The following is a 17,211-nucleotide window of genomic DNA, read 5'->3' as shown; positions in this document are numbered from 1 at the left end:
GTCTCGGCCGGGAAGCTGCCTACCTGACGTCGACGAAGTCGCCGGTCGCCTTCGCGGAGCCGGTGGTGCTGGTGCCGGCGAAGACGAAGCGGTAGTAGCCGTCGGAGCCGGCCCTGGTGGTGGTGCTCAAGGCGCCGGTGCTGCTGGTCTTGACCGTCTTGAGGGTGGTGTAGGTGCTGCTGCCCCTCTTGCGGAACTGCAACTGCACCGGCTGGGTCGCGTATCCCGCGTACTTGCCCGTGGTCCAGTTGGCGCGACTCAGCTTGCCGGTGACCGTGATGGTCCTGCCCTCCCGCACCGGCTCCGGGGAGGCGTTGGCGGTCAGCTCGGCGGCACGCTTGATCTTGGTCCTGGCGACGTCGTCGTCGTAACTGGCGTTCGCGTAGAGGTCGTAGGCGCCCAGGAAGACTTTCCAGGTCCCCGCGGTGCCGTTGCCGTCCTTGAAGGCGACCGCGGGGTCGATGGTGAAGACCGTTTTGCAGCTGTAGCTGTAACCGCCCTGGACCGGCGTCTCCGTGCAGGTGGGGTAGGCGTCCGACTCCAGGGCTCCGGTGATGGTGTCCGTGTTCGAACTGTCGGTGCCCTGCCACAGGAAGGCCTGGGTGATGGCTACGCCCTCCTCGTCGAAGGCGGTGAACGTGACGGGAACGGCCTTCTTGCCCGTTACGCCGAGAACGATGTCCTTACCCTTGTTGACGACCCCGTTCTTGAAGGTGGTGCCGCCGAGCGCGTCCTGCGGCCGGACGCGCTCCGAGGCGAAGGCTCTGAGATCCGTCGCCGCCCCGGAGTGCTCCGCTGCCTGTGCGGCACCCGGAAGAACGAGCGTCGAGAGTACGACGGCGCCGGAAAGGACGGTGGCCGCAGTGCGTATACGCATGTGATTCCCCCATGATGAGGTCGGGCGGCCCTGCCGGACTGTCCTTGTGGCAGGGCCTGTTCAGGTGGTGAAGACATCGGTGCACGCCCGGACCCCGCGGAAGAGGCTCAGGGCGTGGGAGAGCGGAAGACCTGCGGTGCCGAGGGCTCGGACAGTTCGTGGTCGGTGACCCGCTGCGACCGGAAGTCCACCGTGGCGCGACTCCAGAGGTCCTCGCCGCCGACGATCTCGTCATCCTTGGGCAGTTCCGAAGGACTTGGTGACTCGGACATCCCCGTCGCGCTCTCGGGCGGATCCCCGGAAAGGGAGGCGCCCTGGGTGCTCGAACACCCCCGGTGAACAGAACGGCCACGGCGAGGGCCCCGACGACATGCGCGACGGAGTGGTTCGGCCCGGGTACGCGCTTCGATACGCACCTCACCGGTCGAACCAGCTCCTGGCTTCCGCGGAACTGAAGCCCCGCAGCACGGCGAGGGCGAAGGCGATGCCCGGGAGAACCGAGACGCCGCCCCCCTGAAGCAGGCCCAGCAGACCACTCAGCAGGCTCAGCGCCTCGATGACGATGACCGTGACACGTATCCCGTTCGACCGCTTGCCCGCGAGAACGCCGCACAGCAGGAGCGCCCCCGCGATCAGCAGCGACAACACCGCCACGAACCGGAGCAGCCCGGCCCCCTCGTCCTGACCGTGGTCCGCCGCGTCGTTCACCACGGCCAGCAACAGGGCGCCGGCCGCCAGGTTCAGCACGGCCTGGACCCATACCCCCACCAGCGCAAGCCTGACACTCTTCGGCATCTGCGCTTTCACGCCCGCTGTCGTCATGAACGCAAGGAAACGGCACAGGCGTCAGGGACACATCAGTAGGAGTACGTATTCCATGTACGTATGTGCCATCGCCGTCCGTCCGCCGCGACCTCCTCCGCCGTCGCTTCGGCGCGCGGAAACACACTGCCTGTTCTCGGCGCCGAGGAGTCGCCTCCATGCCGTACGACCGTTGGCACAAGCCGTACGGTCGTTGCCACAAGTCACGCCCGAAGCCCGGACGAGGCCCGCGGGCACGAGACGCGTGGCACCTGGTAGCACCCGGTGGCCGTCCTGGACCCACGACCGCGCAACCCGGGATCACCCAACGTGATCTGCGCACCAGTCCAAAGAGATCATGGACGCCCCCCAGAGCGGCCAGTCCTTCACCGTCACCCGCGACGGCCACCGCATCGGCGAGCTGATCCCTCTGCGCCGACGCCGGCGCTTCGTCCCGCGCGGCGAGTTCGCCGCCATGTCCCGCACCGCCCCGGCCGTTTCCCCGAACGCCTTCCGCGCCGACCAGGACGCCCCCGCCGACCCAGGAGCCGGACGCCCCCTGTACCCGGCGAGCACCAGCAGGGACACCTCGACACCGACATCATGATCCGTCGCACGTGGATCAACCCGGAGCAACTGCCCGCCGAGATGGCCGTCACCGCCATCACCGTGGCGGAACTCTCCGCAGGCCCCACCATCCCCTTCGATGCGGAAGCCTCCCGCATCTACGGCCAGGTCTGCGCTGCCGTCGTCAGCGCTGCCGTCGTCAGCGCGGGCCGCATCGCCGACCTGATCGTCGCCGCCATCGCCATCGCCATCGCCATCGCCATCGCCGAAAGCCTCCCCCGGAGACGGGCGGGCACCGTACGCGCCCTGCCCCGCGGAGGCGACGAAGGCCGACTCGGGGATCGGTGCGCCCGTCGGGAGAGGATGCGCCCGGCTGTCCCGAGGCCCGGTGGAAGGCCCCGGAACGCGGCCGACAACTCCCTCAGAGGTCGCGACGCACGAGGAACGCCGCCAGCGCCCGCAGCTCGTCGCCTGCCGTGCCCTGCAGCGAGACGTCCGCCAGCGCGGCCTCCGCCGCCGCGATGTGATTGCGTGCCTCGGCCAGCGCCGCCGCCCTGCCGCCCGCCGCCTCGACGAGTACGGCCGCCTCCTGTGGGTCCGCTCCTGACTTCAGCACCACGGCCAGACGCCGCGCTTCAGGGGACGGGGAGTCGAGTGCGGCCAGCACGGGGAAGGTCTTCTTGCGCTCCCGAAGATCGCCGTGAACGGGTTTGCCGGTGATCTCAGGGTCGCCCCAGATGCCCAGCACATCGTCGACGATTTGGAACGCCAGGCCGAGACGGCGGCCCGCCCGGTCGAGAGCGGCGACCGCGGACGGCGGGCCGCCGCCGAGCAGGGCGCCGAGCGCGGCCGCGCAGCCCAGGAGCGCGCCGGTCTTGTGCTCGGCCATGGCCCGGTATTCCGCAGGCCGCACCCGCTCGGGCCCCGTCCAGGGGCGTGCGGCGAACAGCAGGTCGTCCGCCTGTCCGCGCACCAGATCTCCCAGGGCCGCCGACAGCGTCCGCAACACGGGCGCACCCGCCTCGGTGGCGGCGAGCGTCTCGACCGCCAGCGCGAACAGGGCGTCGCCCGCGAGGACCGCGGGCCCGGTGCCGTACGCCTTCCAGACCGCGGGGCGACGGCGCCGATCCGCATCGCCGTCCATGATGTCGTCGTGGAGCAGCGAGAAGGCGTGCACCAGTTCCACCGCGACCGCCGCGGGCACCCCGGCCCGGCCAGGGGCACCCACCGCCTCGGCTCCGAGCACGGCCAGTGCCTGCCGCACCCCCTTGCCACCGGATGCGGCAGTGGGAGCGGGAGCACCGCCCACCTCGCACCAGCCGAAGGAGTACGCGGCCATCTCACCCACCCAGGGGTGCGTCCGCCCGACCGCCTCCAGCAGCGCGGGCCGCACCATTTCACGGCAACGTCCCAGGACGAGGGGGACGTCGACCGGCGCCCGCAGCGCCGCGGAGAGCGGCGTCACCGCGCGGCCTCCGCCCGGACGCCGCCCTCCTGATGGGCCCGGACCCCGAGCTCTTCGTGCGCCCGCGCCACCATCTGTCTGGCGTGCCGCAGCCCGATCCGTTCCAACTCTCGTGCCAGATCAGCCAGTTCGGCAGCCGTCTCGGCACGGTCGCGGCCCAGCCTGGCGAGCGACTTGGCCAGCCCCAGCCGGGCCAGTGCCTGACCGCGCGGCTCGCTCATCTCGCGGAACTCCGCCAGCGCCAGCTCGTACGTGTCCCGCGCCTCGGCGTGACGCCCGGCCCGGTAGTAGACGTTGCCACGCATCTTGTGGTTGTAGGCCAGCGCGCTGGAGAGCCGCATCGCCCGGCAGGTGGCCTCCGCCTCCGACAGCAGGGCGAGCGCCCGACCGGCGTCCCCGTCCCGCGCCGAGACGATGTCGGCGAGCCCGCGCAGCGCCCAGGCGTGGCCGCGCCGGTCGTCGGCGCCCGCGGCTATCGCTGCCGCTTCCTCGAACAGCGCGTACGCGCTGTCGTAGGCCCCCCGCTGGCGGTGGATCTGCGCGATGCCCTCCAGCGCCCACACCGTGTGCCGCGCCTCGCCGCGCCGTCGGGCCTCGGCCAGCAACTGCTCGTGCAGCCGGGCGACAGCCTCGTAGTCGCCCTGGATCCTGCCCGTCTCGGCCAGCCCCGCGAGGGAGTAGCCGCGCACGACGACATCCCCTCCCTGTTCACCCAGTCCGGCCGCGAGCCCGAGCAGCCGCCGGGCCAGCGCGAACGAACCCCGCTGCCGCGCCAGGGTGCCGCCGCTCCACAGCGCCCACGCCATCGCCGCCTTGTCCTCAGCCGCCCTGGCCGCCCGGTAACTCGCCTTCCACGCCCGGTCGGCCTCCCCTATCTGCCCCAACCGCCGGTGCGCCTCGGCCACCGCGAGCCCGGAACGGGCCGCCTCGCCGGACTCCCCGGCACGCTCGGCCTCTCTCAACTGCCGTGTACCGGCCGCCAGTACCTCGGTGAGCGAGGAGTTCACGGAAAGGGTGGTCAGGGCGCCCTGGTATTCGGGGGCGAACGCCTTGCCGTACATGGTTGCCTTTCGGTCCGTACGCATGCCGCCTGTCAGCACATGTCGTCTATGCATGCCGTCTATACATGCGATCTCTACACGCTGCGTATACATGGTGTGTATAGAGCGTAGGAAGCGACCCTGGCCCAAGGGCCTCGGAATCATCTGTTGCTGATCAAGATGCCATGCGCGCCAAGGAGGTTGCCCGTGAGGCGCAGATCACCTCACGAGGAGGCTCAACGCCGCGGAGTGGCTTCGCCGGGGGCGTCACGACGATGGCCCTTGGGCGACGGCGGAAGGGCGTCGGCGCGTCCAGCCCCGGCCGCCCGATTCCGCTGTGTCCCCGCCGAGGTCGCCTCGGGCTGTCCGACCGCCGCCTTCAAGGGCGCTTTCCACGACAGCGGGCCCGGCAGGGGACTTGCGTCTCGTGATCTCGTGACCTGCAGTCAGGCGTTCAGCCCGCCGTGGCGGCGTCGAGTGCCTGCAACGGCAGCGTGAGGTGCTCGTCGGGAAGGCAGGCCGGCAGGACGGGTGGGGCATTCCGCTGCGACGGCGGCGAAGAGGCCTGCACATGGCGCAGCGTGGTGGAGACGTGCCAGGGCAGCAGGTGCTCGACCTCCGCCTACCGATCGCCGGAGGACTCCCGCTTACGGGCGACCGCCCGGCAGAGTGGGCGCGATCACGACCGGTTCGGTGGCCGGCGCGGCCAGGTGCTCGGCCGGGCCCTGGCTCGGCGGCTGTGGGACGGCGGGCCCGCGTGGCCGACTGTCCCTGGCCCGGCCGTACCGGCCCGGGTCGCCGGAGGATGGCGTCCCGCCGGGTGGTGTAGCCAATCAAGGTCCCGGAATCCGCAGGTCGGGGACGGTGGCACCGCCGGACCGGGTGTTCAACTCAGCGGGGCGCCTCGTGGACTGCCGCCTCTGCGGAGATCGCCAACGGTCTCGTACCGGAACGCGCACAGCTTGATCGCGTACACCACGACGCGGGACACGACCCGCCGGAGCCTACGACTGGCTCCGGTCCGGACGTGCGACGCACGCGCGGGCGTCGCACGGTCACCGGTCGGCCGCGCGGATCAGTAAGGCAGGCGACCCGTGGAGCGCAGGTGCCAGCGACGCTCCGCGTAGGCGAGGTCGTCGCGCCACAGTCGGCCCGCGGCAGCCCGCATGAGCGGCCGCAGCAGCGGAGCCGCCCTACGGGCCACGGCGAAACCGGGCCGGTCCGACGCCGCCACCACGGCCTCCACCACCGCCGTCCGGGGTCTGCCCCGGTCGTCGGGAGCAAGCGGCGTCGCGTGGGTCTCCACCACCGACCCCAGTCCCTCACCGTCGGTGATGTGCATGACGACCGTACGGGGCTCGGGCGCGGTGAACACCGCCCGCACCGGCACGACGAGCCGCCCGGCGAGTCTGAAGGAGACATCGACGACGAAGCCGTCCTCCTCCCCCGCGGGCACGTCGACGACGGTCAGGTCGACGAAGGAGTACGGGTGGAACCAGGCGCCGTGCCACGGGTCCAGCCGGTTGGCGACCACGTCCTCCGGCTCGCAGGTGCCGACCGCCACATGGACGGCCGACACCGACGCCGCACGGGCCGGCCGCACCGGCACCACCGGGGCTTCGAGCGGCGGCTCGCCGCCCACGTCGTCCAGCCGCACCCACACCAGCACTCCGTCGTCGTACGCGGACAGAGGCTCCCAGCCCGCGAACGAGGTCCCGGTCAGGGCGAGTCCGTGCCAGTGGCAGACGAGTGTGCCGCAGCGCACGGGGCTGTCCTTCAGCGGCGCACCCAGATGGGGGCAGACACCGGGCCCGGCGACAAGCCGGCCGTCCGCGTCGCGCCAGACGACCACCTCCCGGCCGGCGACCGTCCGGGCCAGGGGGCGGTCCTCACGGATGTCCCGGGTCGCGCCAACGACGTACCAGTTGCCCGACGGGCGGGCCTGCGCGCGCTTGAGGGCGCGGTCGATCACCGCCGGGCGGGCCTCGCGCCAGGTGGGCCGCTGTCGTTCCCAGGCCACCGGGCTGCGGTTCAGGGACAGGGGGTACCGTCCGCGGCGGACGGGACGCCGGGGGCTCACACGACCTCCTCGTGCAGCGAGTCCGGTGAGGCACACCCGCCGGCCGGCGGGTGTCCTGCTGCGGGCAGTGCGGCCCTCACCGTAGGCGGTGCTGTCCGCCGCACCCCGGCGCGCCCTCCGGCCCATGCCGTCGTCAGGCGTACGAACCCGTCGACGGCGAGGGCCGCACGCCGCCGCCGGGGGACCACGGCGCGCCGGTGAAGCACCGCGTACCCGTCGTCGGCGACCGCGTCCAGAATCCCTCCGTACAGCACGAACGCCGTGCGGATGCAGGGACGTGCGACGGGGTCGAGCATGGCGAGGCCGGGAGCGGCCTCACGGTAGACGCCGCGGGTGAGGTCCTCGAAGGCCCGCAGTGCCTGGGTGATCCGCCGGTCGCGTTGGCCGGTGCGGCGGCTCCACGACAGCAACTCCCGGTCCACGCCGTGCGCGCCCAACAGGTCAGCCGGAAGGTAGAGGCGGCCGCGGTCGAGGTCCTCACCCACGTCGCGCAGGAAGTTGGTCAGCTGGAAGGCGAGCCCCAGTGCGGCCGCGTGCGGGGCGGCCTCCTCGCGCGGGACCACCGTTCCCAGGACCGGCAGCATCTGCAGCCCGATCACGGCGGCGGAGCCGTGCATGTAGGTGCGCAGGGCGTCGTAGGTCGCGTAGTCGGTGACGTCCAGGTCGCTGCGCATGGACGCCATGAAGTCGCTGAAGTGCCGGTGGTCGATGGCGTAGCGGCGGGCGGTGTCCGCGAGCGCGAGGACGACCGGCTCGGCACTGTCGCCGTCCCGCAGGCCCCGTTCGAGGCGTTCGTGCAGGAGGGCGAGGTCCGCCGCGCGGCGGTGCCGCGGGACGCCCGCGTCCAGACGGTCGACGATGTCGTCGGCCCAGCGGGCGAAGCCGTAGAGCGCGTGCACGGCGGGGCGGCGTTCCACGGGCAGCAGCCGGGTGGCGAGGAAGTAGGTCCTGCCGTGCCTGGCGTTGAGGCGGCGGCAGCGCGTGTAGGCGTCGCGCAGGGCCGGCTCGGTGATGCCCGCCGCGTCGAGTTCGCGGGCGGTCATGAAGGGGTTCCTTCCGATGCGGTCGGCGCTGTGCGCACGCGCCCGGGGACGGGTGTCGTGTGTCGGCCGGTGATCCGGACGGCGGCGAGTTTGCCGGACAACAGCACGGTCGGCACGCCGACGCCCGGTGTGGTGCCGCAGCCGGCGAGTACGGCGTTCGCGGTGCCGCGAACGAGGTTGCGCGGCCGGAACGGGCCGGTCTGCGCGAAGGTGTGGGCGGCCGAGAAGGGGGTGCCCGCCGCGTGCCCCTGGGCGTGCCAGTCGGCCGGTGTGACCAGGGCCTGCTCCTCGACGGCGTCGGCGATACCGTCGAGTCCTCGCCGTTCCAGCTCGCGCAGGATGCTGTCGCGGTAGCGCGGAGCCAGGTCGCCCCACGCGGCGGCGTCCGGTCCGATGTCGGTGTTCGGGCAGGGGGCGAGGATGTAGTGGAGGTGGCGGCCGGGCGGGGCGAGGGTCGGGTCGGTGGCCGTGGGACGGGTGATCAGCAGCGAGGGATCGCTCATCAGGCTGCCGGTGCGGGTGAGTTCGTCGAAGGTGCGCCGCCACGCGGCCCCGAAGGACAGCGTGTGGTGCGCGAGCCCGGGCCAGGTGCGGTCGGTTCCGGCGTGCAGGACGACGGCCGACGGCGCATGCCTGATCCGTAGTGGGCGACGTGGTGTGCGGCCGAGCAGGGCGTAGGTGACGGGCAGGTCCGGAGTGAGGACGACGGCGTCGCACGGGATGCGCTGCTGTGCGGTGACCACGGCGGTGACGCGGTCGCCCGAGCGTTCCAGCCGGATGACCTCCTGACCGAAACGCAGGTCGGCGCCCGCCTCGGCGGCGGCGTCCGCCATGGCCTGCGGAAGGGCGTGCATCCCGCCGCGGGGGAAGTACACGCCGGCCACCGTGTCCATGTAGGCGATCACGGCGTACGCGGCGAGCGCCCGTGCCGGCGCGACCCCGGCGTACAGCGACTGGAAGGAGAAGACGCGGCGCAGGCGTTCGTCGCGCAGGTGGCGGCCGATCCGCGCGTCCAGCCGTCCGAAGCCGCCCAGCGCGGCAAGCCGCGCGAGGTCCGGGGTGAGCAGTTGGAAGGGTGAGTCGAAGTTGGTGTCGATGAAGCGCCGTTGCTGCGCCCGGTACAACTCCTCCAGCCACCCGCGCAGCCGCCGGTAGCCCACGGCCTCCTCGGCACCCGCGAAGCGTTCGACCTCCGCTTCCATGGCTTCGGCGTCGGTGTGTACGTCGATGCTGCTGCCGTCGGCGAACACGGCCCGGTAGGCCGGGTGCAGAGGGACGAGATCGACCCGGTCGCGCAGGTTCTCACCGACCGCGGCGAAGGCCTCGTCCGCCAGCTCCGGCATGGTCAGCACGGTGGGTCCGGTGTCGATGCGGTAGCCGCCGCGCACCAGGCGTCCGGCGCGCCCGCCGGGCAACGCGTCGCGCTCGACGAGGGTGACCCGCCGGCCGGCACCGAGCAGGTGCAGTGCGGCCGCCAGGCCGGAGAGTCCGCCACCGACGACCACGACGTGATCCGTGCGCCCGGGAACGGTCCTGGTCATCGGGCGGCCCCCTCGACGGCGCCCAGCAGGAGCGAGACCGGGACGTCCACGGGACCGGGTGTGCCGCAGGAGGGCGGTGGCGTCGGCGCGCTGCCGGCCGTGGCGTGCAGCAGCTCCCGCAGGCGCAGCCGACCCTCCGCTTCCAGCGGGGCGGACTCGAGATGGCGCAGTCCCCGCGTGACCAGCCGGGCGATCTTCGCCTCGACGATGTCGCGCGCACCGGTGCGAACGATGACGTCACCGACCTCGGCGAGACCGTTCTCCGAGAGATCGACGTTGCCGAGCGCCTGACGCAGCAGGATGAGGGCACGCCGATCGCCGGCCGCCTCGGCGCGGGCCTGCGCCACGGCGACCAGATAGGTGGGCTTGCCCGCCCGGATGTCTCCCCCGGTGGGTTTGCCGGTGTGCCGCGGGCCACCGAAGACGTCGCCGAGGTCGTCCCGGAGTTGGAAGGCGATGCCGACGCACCGGCCCGCCGAGCACAGGGCCTGGGTCCGCGCGGCGTCCGCGCCCGCCAGGGCCGCTCCGAGGGCCAGCGGACGCTCCACGGAGTACAGGGCGCTCTTCAGGCAGGCGGCGCGGATCGCGCGGGCCAGCGACCTGGAGGAGGTGGCCTGGCCCTGGATGTCCAGGTACTGCCCGGCCACCATCTCGGTGCGCATGGTGCTCCACAGCTCGCGGACGACGCGGTCGGTGGCCGGCGCGGTCCTGGTGTCCGCGACGATGTCGTCCGCCCAGGCCAGGGCCAGATCGCCGGCGAGGATCGCCGCGGCCTCCCCGAAGCGCGTCCCGTGCGCGGGAGCCATGCCGTCGGCGTACTGCGCGGCGACGTCGGCGTGCAGGGCGAGCCGTCCGCGGCGCAGCGGGGAGCCGTCCATGACATCGTCGTGGACCAACGCACAGGTCTGGATCAGTTCGAGTGCCGCGCCGATCCGTAGGGCGGCCCCCGCCTCTGCGCCCCCTCCACCGCACGCGCGCAGGGCCCACCACACGAAGCGCGGACGCATGAGCTTGCCGCCGTTCAGGGCGAAGCGCGCGACGCGCTCGGCCAGATCCCCCGCGAACACCGGGTCGAGGGCGGCGGCGCGTTCGGTGCGCTCCGACAGCAGATCCCCCAGCACGCGTCGCACGGCCCCTGGGACGTCTCTGTCGACGGCGTGCGGTTCGCCTGCGCCGGGCAGCGGATGCGATGGGTCTTCCTGCTGCGTACCGGCGGAGGAGCTGAGGCCCCCGGGGCGCGGATCGCCGCCGGCAGGCTCCCGCGGGGGCGCCGCTCGGGATCCGGGCGGTGACGCGGCCAGAGGGTGGTCCTTCGCGTCGCTGGGGCCCATCACGGTTCCTTCCGTCGCAAACACAGCGGTGCCTGTCTCAACGCCTTCCGTGGCGGAGGCGCACCCGGATGCGCCGGAAGGGTGAAAAGGTGCGGCTCCTTCACGGCCCGAGGGCCATCCGTGCGACGGCGCGGCACCAACCGGCGCAATGCCCTGCACAGGCGATGCAAGGTGTCCTCTCCTCGCCCGTCCTCCCAGGGTGGAGGAGTTGCAGGAGCCGGGCTACACGAGCCCGACGCGGACGGAACGGGCACGGCCGGATGCGCGCCTCATCCCGCACCACCACAAGGAACGGCTACGGATTCAGCCCGCACCGCACAAGGAGCAGACACCATGACCGCGCAACAGGCCGCCGGACAGACCCACGACAGCGTCCGGCTCCGGGCTTGGGCGGAGGACTCCCCGAGGCAGGAGGACCTGGCCGCCGAGTTCGTCGCCGGGTTCGACGCCGGGGACGAGGACTGCCTGACCGCTGCCCACCACCGATGGGGCGCGCTCGTGGACACCCTGGCCCGGCACTCCCTCGAACGACGCCCGGGAGGCGGAGGACGTCAGGCCGTCGGTGTTCCTCGGGGCGTGGGGCGGGCGTGCCGGGTACGCCCCGGATCGGGGCGCCCCGGGCGCCCGGCCCGTCGGCATCACGCGACGCAAGACTGCGGTGCCCTGACAGCACGGACGCGACGGGCCGCACTCGTGGCGGCGGCCGGAGCACGCATGACCGAGGCGGCCGTGAACCCCGACACGCTGCCCGCCACCGTGCTCGACCGGGTCCTGATCGGCCGCGAGCTCGCCTGGATCCCGGCCTCGCAGCGCCGGGTGCTCACCCTCACCTTCTACGACGACCTGACGCAGGCACAGATCGCCGAGGCCACCGGCCGGCCGCTGGGCACGGTCAAGAGTCGTGCCCGGCGCGGGCTGCGGCGACTGAGCCGCTGTCTCCAGGAGGGAGGCATCCCGGATCACTCGCGTAACTCGGTACGGAATCGATGCCCGCCTACGGCTCGGGAGCGTGAAAGCCCGTACGGTGCGCATCGCGCCGCCGACCTGTCGTGCCGGACGCCGTCACCCGCGCCCGACTCGGAACTCATGCGCCACTCACCCCAAGTCCCCTGCACCCGTCCAGCCCGCACTTCCCGCCGCACAGCCGGAGCGACACCGTGGGACGCGGAGACGACCACGTGCCGTCCGCACCGCCGTCACTCCCCCACGCCCCCCGCACGGCCGACAATCCGGTCGAGCCTGCATCCGCCGCGGACTGCTGGGCGGAAAGCTTGCGAGAGGCCGACGGCCGCACGCATTCCGCCGACGCGGACGGACAGGGAGGGAGCCGCAGGTGCTGGAAGCCGATGTGGCCATCGTGGGCGCGGGAGCGGCCGGGCTGTCCCTCGCCCACCGGCTGTCACGCACAGCCCCCGGCAGTCGCCGTCTGTCGGTGATCCTGATGGACGCGCCGCCCGGCACACTGCGTCCCCCGAGCCGCACCTGGTGCTTCTGGGAGAAAGGGCCCGGCCCCTACGACGCCGCCCTCAGCGCCGACTGGCGGCGGCTGCGGGTGCGTACTCCCGAGGGGCGGATCCTCGAAGAGGACATCGCGCCCCTGACCTACAAGATGATCCGCTCCGAGGACTTCGAGGAACTCGTCGCGCGCGCACTGGCACGCAGCGACGAGGTCCGCCGTCTGGAGGCGGCCGTCGAGACGGTGGACGGTGTCGCCGGGGGAGCCGAGATCCGCGCCCGCACCGGCCTGGGCGCCCCCGTGACGGTACGCGCCCGCTGGGTCTTCGACTCCCGGCCCCTCGGGAGCCTGCCCGCCGCCCGCACCACCCTGTTGCAGCACTTCCACGGCTGGTTCGTCCGCACCGAGCAACCCGTGTTCGATCGCGGCACGGTGGAGTTCATGGATTTCCGGGTCCCGCAGCCGCCCGGCGGACTCGCCTTCGGCTATGTCCTGCCCACCGACAGCCGACAGGCACTCCTGGAGTACACCGAGTTCTCCGGTGCCGCCCTGTCCCACGACGCCTACGACACCGCTCTACGCCACTACACCGAGGAGGTGCTGGGTCTCAGCGGCTTCGAGATCGTCTCGACCGAGACCGGAGTGATCCCCATGACCGACGCCCGCTTCGAGCGCCGGTCGGGGCCTTCGGTGTTCCGCATCGGTACGGCGGGCGGCGCCACACGGCCGTCCACGGGCTACACCTTCTCCGCCATCCAGCGGCAGACACGAGCGGTCGCCGAGGCGCTGCGCGCCGGCCGGCACCCGCTGCCTCCCCCCGCCCACAAGGCCCGCTCGCGCGCGATGGACGCGGTCCTGCTGAGAGCCCTGGACAGCGGCCGGGTCGACGGCGCCGCCTTCTTCGCGCGGCTGTTCTCGCGGCTCCCGACGGAGCGGCTGCTGCGCTTCCTGGACGGTGAAACCCGCCTCCACGAGGACCTCGCCATCGGCGTCCGCACGCCCGTACTGCCGATGCTCCGCTCCGCCGCGGAACTGTCCTGGCTGCCCCGTAGTCCCGCCCCACACCCCGTCTCCGGCAGACCACTGCCCGACCGTGATCCCGGCCACCCATGACCCGCACGGACGCCTCCGGGCACCCCGGCCCCGTACACCGACCTCCGTACACCCGACCTCCGTGCACCCGACCTCCGTGCACCCGACCTCCGTGCACCCGACAACTTACGGAGACCCCATGACGCTGCTCCGCGACGAGGATCTGGCCGCCGCGTTCGACCACGCCTCGCGCAGCTACGACACACTGGTGGCCGCCAACCCCGGCTACCACGCCCATCTGCGCCGCTCGGCGCGCCGCCTCGGCCTCCCCCGAGGCGGCGCCGGCCTGCGCGTCCTGGACCTCGGCTGCGGCACCGGAGCGTCCACCGCCGCGCTCTCCGCCGTTCTCCCCGGTGCCGGGATCACCGCGGTGGACGCCTCGGCAGGCATGCTGGAGCGGGCGGCCACCAAACCCTGGCGCGACGGGGTGCGCTTCGTGCGCGCGCCCGCCGAACGCCTGCTGGAGGCCGGTGTGGAGGGGCCGTTCGACGCCGTGTTCGCGGCCTATCTCTTCCGGAACGTCACCGATCCCGACGCCGTCCTGTCGACGGTGCGCGACGTACTGGCACCGCGGGGACGCCTGGCGGTGCACGAGTACACCCTCAGCGGCCGAGCCACCCACCGCGCCGTGTGGACGGGGGTGTGCCGCGGCATGGTCCTGCCCGTCGCCGCCCTCCTCGGCGACGGTGGCCTCTACCGTCATCTGTGGCGCAGCGTGGTCGAGTTCGACACCGCGGACGCCTTCGCCACCCGGGTCCGCTCCCACGGCTTCGAAGCCGTAAGGGTGCTGCCCCTGCCCGGATGGCAGACCGGCATCACGCACACGGTCGTCGCCCGCCGACCGGCCACCACCGAGGACGGCCGATGAGGGCTCCCCGGCGCACCGCCCCGATGAGGCCCGGCAGGGACCGGCGGGCCCGCAGGCTGGACGCCGTGCCGGGCGCCCCGCGCTTCACGGGCGGCCGTCCCCCGACCACCGCCGTCGTCGGAGGCGGCATCGCCGGACTTGCGGCCGCGACGGCCCTCGCCGAACGCGGCGTGCGGGTCACCCTCTACGAACGGGAGCCGACCCTCGGCGGACGCCTGGCCGGCTGGCCGACCGTTCTGTCGGACGGCACCACCGTCACCATGAGCCGCGGCTTCCACGCGTTCTTCCGCCAGTACTACAACCTGCGCGGACTGCTGCGACGCACCGACCCCCGTCTGACGCGTCTGCGGGGACTGCCCGACTACCCCCTACGGCACGTCGACGGTCTCGACGACAGTTTCCGGCGCGTCCCGCGCACCCCTCCGTGGAGCGCGCTCGGATTCGTAGCCTTGAGCCCTGCCTTCGGCCTCCGCGACCTGTTCCGCATGAACCCGGTCGCCGCGCTGCCCCTGCTGGACGTCCGGGTTCCCGATGTCCACACCCGTCTGGACGACGTCAGCGCCCGCGACTTCCTCGACGCGATCCGCTTCCCCGAGGCCGCGCAGCACCTCGCGTTCGAGGTGTTCTCCCGCAGCTTCTTCGCCGACCCCCGCGAGTTGTCCGCGGCCGAGATGGTGCTCATGTTCCACATCTACTTCCTCGGCTCGGCAGAAGGGCTCCTGTTCGACGTACCCGACGAACCCTTCCCCACCGCCCTGTGGAACCCCCTCTCCGACTACCTGCGCGGCCACGGAGCCGACCTGCGCCCCGGAACCCCGGTCGAGATGATCGAGCCCACGCCCGACGGCGGCTTCCTCGTCGCCGCCGGCCAGGAGGAACTGCGCCATGACACCGTCGTCCTGGCCATGGACACGGTCGGCCTCCGCTGCCTCGTCGGACGCTCCCCGCGCCTGGCCGACGCCGCGTGGCGCGAGCGGGTGGCCACCCTGCGGAGCGCGCCACCGTTCCTGGTCTCCCGCCTGTGGCTGGACCGGCCCGTCGCAGTCGGCCGTCCCGGCTTCCTGGGCACCAGCGGCTACGGCACCCTCGACAACGTCAGCGTGCTCGAACGCTGGGAGGGCGAGGCGGCGCGTTGGGCCGCCCGCACCGGCGGATCCGTCGTGGAACTGCACGCCTACGCCCTGCCCGACCGCTCACCCCACGACGTCGAACAGAAGCGTCTGCTGGAACAGTTGCACCGTGTCTACCCCGAGACACGCGAGGCGACCGTGCTGGACGAACGGCACGAGTGGCGGGCCGACTGCCCGCTGTTCCCGGTCGGCGAGTACGACAATCGGCCCACGGTACGCACCAGCGACCCCGGACTGGTGGTGGCCGGGGACCTGGTCCGCACCGGCCTCCCGGTCGCTCTCATGGAGCGCGCGGCCACAAGCGGGTTCCTCGCCGCCAACGCCCTGCTCGAGCGGTGGGGGGTCAGCGGCCAGACCCTGTGGACCGTTCCCGACCGTGGTCGCGGCCCGCTGCTGCGCCGCCTCGCGCGACTCGGATGATGCCGTCGTGGGGTTGGTCCCTCGAACACCGTGACGGCGCTACCCGCACACGGAAGCCATCCTCGGCCTGCCGAGGATCACGCCGGGCAGCCGTTCCCGTGCCGCATGGGCGGCCCAGTGGTGGGCACCCGCAAGAAGCGGCATCGGTCAGGGTGCTACTGCCATGAGGCGATGCCAGTCGGTACCGCACGAGGGAGGCTCCTGATGTCGGGTGCCATGCGTGTCAGGGCGCAGTCACCACGCCGCTTCTTGAGGCGGAGGTCGTCTTCCGGAGCGCGCGGCCTGTGTTCGACATGGCCTGGACACTGAACACCACTGTTCTTCGCGGGCGGCCAGTACGGTCTGGCGTTCCTCGACATCTGTCTGCTGTCGACCGCACCAGGCACGGCGATACTGCTCCATTCAGAGCAGGAGCCCGGCCGCCTGCCTGTTCCTCGTTCCCGGCGGTTGCCACACCTGTCACCCGGGTGCACTCCGCCACAGTCGCGGTCACATTGTCACAAATCCGTACGGAGACGGTTCTCTCTCGATGTGAGCAGGTTGCAGTACCGCGTCTGTGCGGCACGATCACCGGGACATTCCGATTCCCGGGGGGCTTCTCATGGCTTACACAACTCGTTCGCGCCGCACCACCGCCGTACTCGCCGTCCTCTCGCTCGGCATCATGGCGCTGACCGCCTGCAACGGCGACGCGGAGAAGGACACGGCCGCCCCGAGCGCGGCAGCGAGCCCGTCCGTTGCCGACAGAGGCAAGGGCAAGGAGGGCGACACGCCTTCGACTGCCGGTCCTGGCGACGGCGGCGGCGACAACGGCGACTCGTCCGGCAGCCCCGAGAGCGCCCCGCCGTCCTCGGAACCCGGGGTGGACGACGATCAGGACGGTGGCGTGGGCATGTGCGAGACGACCGACTTGAGCTACAAGGTCACCGTCGCGTCCAAGCTCGTCAACCACGCCCTGCTGACCGCGACCAACAAGAGCGGCGACCCCTGTCTGCTGCCGGCGAACGAGCTGGTGATCACGATTCCGGGGCTCGACGGCGCCGCCGAGCACATGGGCCCCGACGGCAAGGACTGGATCGTGGAGGCCGGCGAGAGCGCCTACGCCGGGATCCTGTTCGCCCGCGCCGACACCGCGGGCGGCAAGAGCACCGACCAGGTGGAAGTCGCACTCACCGCCTCCGAGAGCCCGGCGACCGTGGCGATCGTCGACGGCCCCGTGACGGTCAACGACGGCCAGGTCACCAGTTTCTTCGGCACCGCCGAGGACGCGCTCACCTACTGACCACCACCGCGCGCCGGACTGCTCCCGGACCCGTACCCAGGCACGTACGTGGTGCGACGGGCCCTCCGACGGTTGGCCCGCGAGGACGGGCCTGACCTGCACCGGCCCGGTGACCACGCCGACAGCCCGGCCCCCGGGACACCACCCCGAATACGATCGCGGGCAGGTCAGGTGCCATCGCGGACAGGGCACCGGGGGAACCATGGCGGCCCCCTCAC

14 protein-coding genes and 1 pseudogene are annotated in these 17,211 nt (G+C 72.4%); 6 read left to right on the top strand and 9 right to left on the bottom strand.

Annotated features, from left to right (window positions below; translation table 11 throughout):
- Positions 1-19: 19 nt before the first annotated feature.
- The 3 genes from OG858_RS44665 to OG858_RS44655 form a co-directional block, all read right to left on the bottom strand.
- Positions 20-877 (bottom strand): hypothetical protein, encoded by an 858-nt coding sequence (locus OG858_RS44665; RefSeq protein WP_319267014.1) that lies wholly within the window; start codon positions 875-877, stop codon positions 20-22.
- 107 nt (positions 878-984) lie between these two features.
- The gene (locus tag OG858_RS44660) at positions 985-1,149 is read right to left on the bottom strand and encodes a hypothetical protein (protein WP_179201376.1); all 165 of its coding nucleotides are present in this window, start codon (positions 1,147-1,149) and stop codon (positions 985-987) included.
- Positions 1,150-1,294: 145 nt separating this feature from the next.
- A complete protein-coding gene (locus OG858_RS44655; RefSeq protein ID WP_256960932.1) occupies positions 1,295-1,699 on the bottom strand; it encodes a hypothetical protein in 405 nt (134 codons plus the stop codon).
- Positions 1,700-2,036: 337 nt separating this feature from the next.
- On the opposite strand from OG858_RS44655, the gene OG858_RS44650 reads away from it, so the two are divergent.
- On the top strand, positions 2,037-2,285 hold the full coding sequence (locus OG858_RS44650) for a prevent-host-death protein (protein ID WP_319267016.1): 249 nt from the start codon (positions 2,037-2,039) through the stop codon (positions 2,283-2,285).
- 381 nt (positions 2,286-2,666) lie between these two features.
- On the opposite strand, the gene OG858_RS44640 is transcribed toward OG858_RS44650, so the two are convergent.
- From OG858_RS44640 to OG858_RS44615, 6 genes are all read right to left on the bottom strand, one after another.
- Positions 2,667-3,710 (bottom strand): polyprenyl synthetase family protein, encoded by a 1,044-nt coding sequence (locus tag OG858_RS44640; protein WP_328543802.1) that lies wholly within the window; start codon positions 3,708-3,710, stop codon positions 2,667-2,669.
- Entirely contained in the window at positions 3,707-4,771 is a 1,065-nt protein-coding gene (locus OG858_RS44635) for a tetratricopeptide repeat protein (RefSeq protein ID WP_086752396.1), read from the bottom strand. The genes OG858_RS44640 and OG858_RS44635 overlap by 4 nt, the downstream gene beginning before the upstream one ends.
- 1,054 nt (positions 4,772-5,825) lie before the next feature.
- On the bottom strand, positions 5,826-6,830 hold the full coding sequence (locus OG858_RS44630) for a DUF5914 domain-containing protein (protein ID WP_086753943.1): 1,005 nt from the start codon (positions 6,828-6,830) through the stop codon (positions 5,826-5,828).
- Positions 6,827-7,873 (bottom strand): phytoene/squalene synthase family protein, encoded by a 1,047-nt coding sequence (locus OG858_RS44625; protein WP_319267022.1) that lies wholly within the window; start codon positions 7,871-7,873, stop codon positions 6,827-6,829. The genes OG858_RS44630 and OG858_RS44625 overlap by 4 nt, the downstream gene beginning before the upstream one ends.
- Positions 7,870-9,414 carry a phytoene desaturase family protein gene (crtI, locus tag OG858_RS44620; protein ID WP_319065875.1) on the bottom strand — a complete coding sequence of 515 codons (1,545 nt, stop codon included), beginning with the start codon at positions 9,412-9,414 and terminating at the stop codon, positions 7,870-7,872. The genes OG858_RS44625 and crtI overlap by 4 nt, the downstream gene beginning before the upstream one ends.
- Entirely contained in the window at positions 9,411-10,745 is a 1,335-nt protein-coding gene (locus tag OG858_RS44615) for a polyprenyl synthetase family protein (protein ID WP_327725875.1), read from the bottom strand. The genes crtI and OG858_RS44615 overlap by 4 nt, the downstream gene beginning before the upstream one ends.
- 333 nt (positions 10,746-11,078) lie before the next feature.
- Between OG858_RS44615 and OG858_RS44610 the strand changes: the two are divergent.
- The 5 genes and pseudogenes from OG858_RS44610 to OG858_RS44590 form a co-directional block, all read left to right on the top strand.
- Positions 11,079-11,693: pseudogene (locus tag OG858_RS44610) on the top strand (sigma factor-like helix-turn-helix DNA-binding protein); the annotation flags it as partial.
- Positions 11,694-12,078: 385 nt separating this feature from the next.
- The gene (locus OG858_RS44605) at positions 12,079-13,314 is read left to right on the top strand and encodes a lycopene cyclase family protein (protein ID WP_086746450.1); all 1,236 of its coding nucleotides are present in this window, start codon (positions 12,079-12,081) and stop codon (positions 13,312-13,314) included.
- A 118-nt stretch (positions 13,315-13,432) separates the two neighbouring features.
- Positions 13,433-14,161 carry a class I SAM-dependent methyltransferase gene (locus tag OG858_RS44600; RefSeq protein WP_086746449.1) on the top strand — a complete coding sequence of 243 codons (729 nt, stop codon included), beginning with the start codon at positions 13,433-13,435 and terminating at the stop codon, positions 14,159-14,161.
- Positions 14,158-15,711 carry an FAD-dependent oxidoreductase gene (locus tag OG858_RS44595; protein WP_319315130.1) on the top strand — a complete coding sequence of 518 codons (1,554 nt, stop codon included), beginning with the start codon at positions 14,158-14,160 and terminating at the stop codon, positions 15,709-15,711. Before OG858_RS44600 ends, OG858_RS44595 begins: the two co-directional genes overlap by 4 nt.
- 601 nt (positions 15,712-16,312) lie before the next feature.
- Complete coding sequence (locus OG858_RS44590; RefSeq protein WP_328543803.1) at positions 16,313-16,993, top strand: DUF4232 domain-containing protein; 681 nt, start codon at positions 16,313-16,315, stop codon at positions 16,991-16,993.
- Positions 16,994-17,211: the final 218 nt, after the last annotated feature.

Source organism: Streptomyces europaeiscabiei (assembly GCF_036346855.1).
Classification (GTDB): Bacteria; Actinomycetota; Actinomycetes; order Streptomycetales; family Streptomycetaceae; genus Streptomyces; species Streptomyces europaeiscabiei.
The sequence above is the reverse complement of the archived record's forward strand: the minus strand, read 5'-3'. Positions and strand labels throughout refer to the sequence as shown.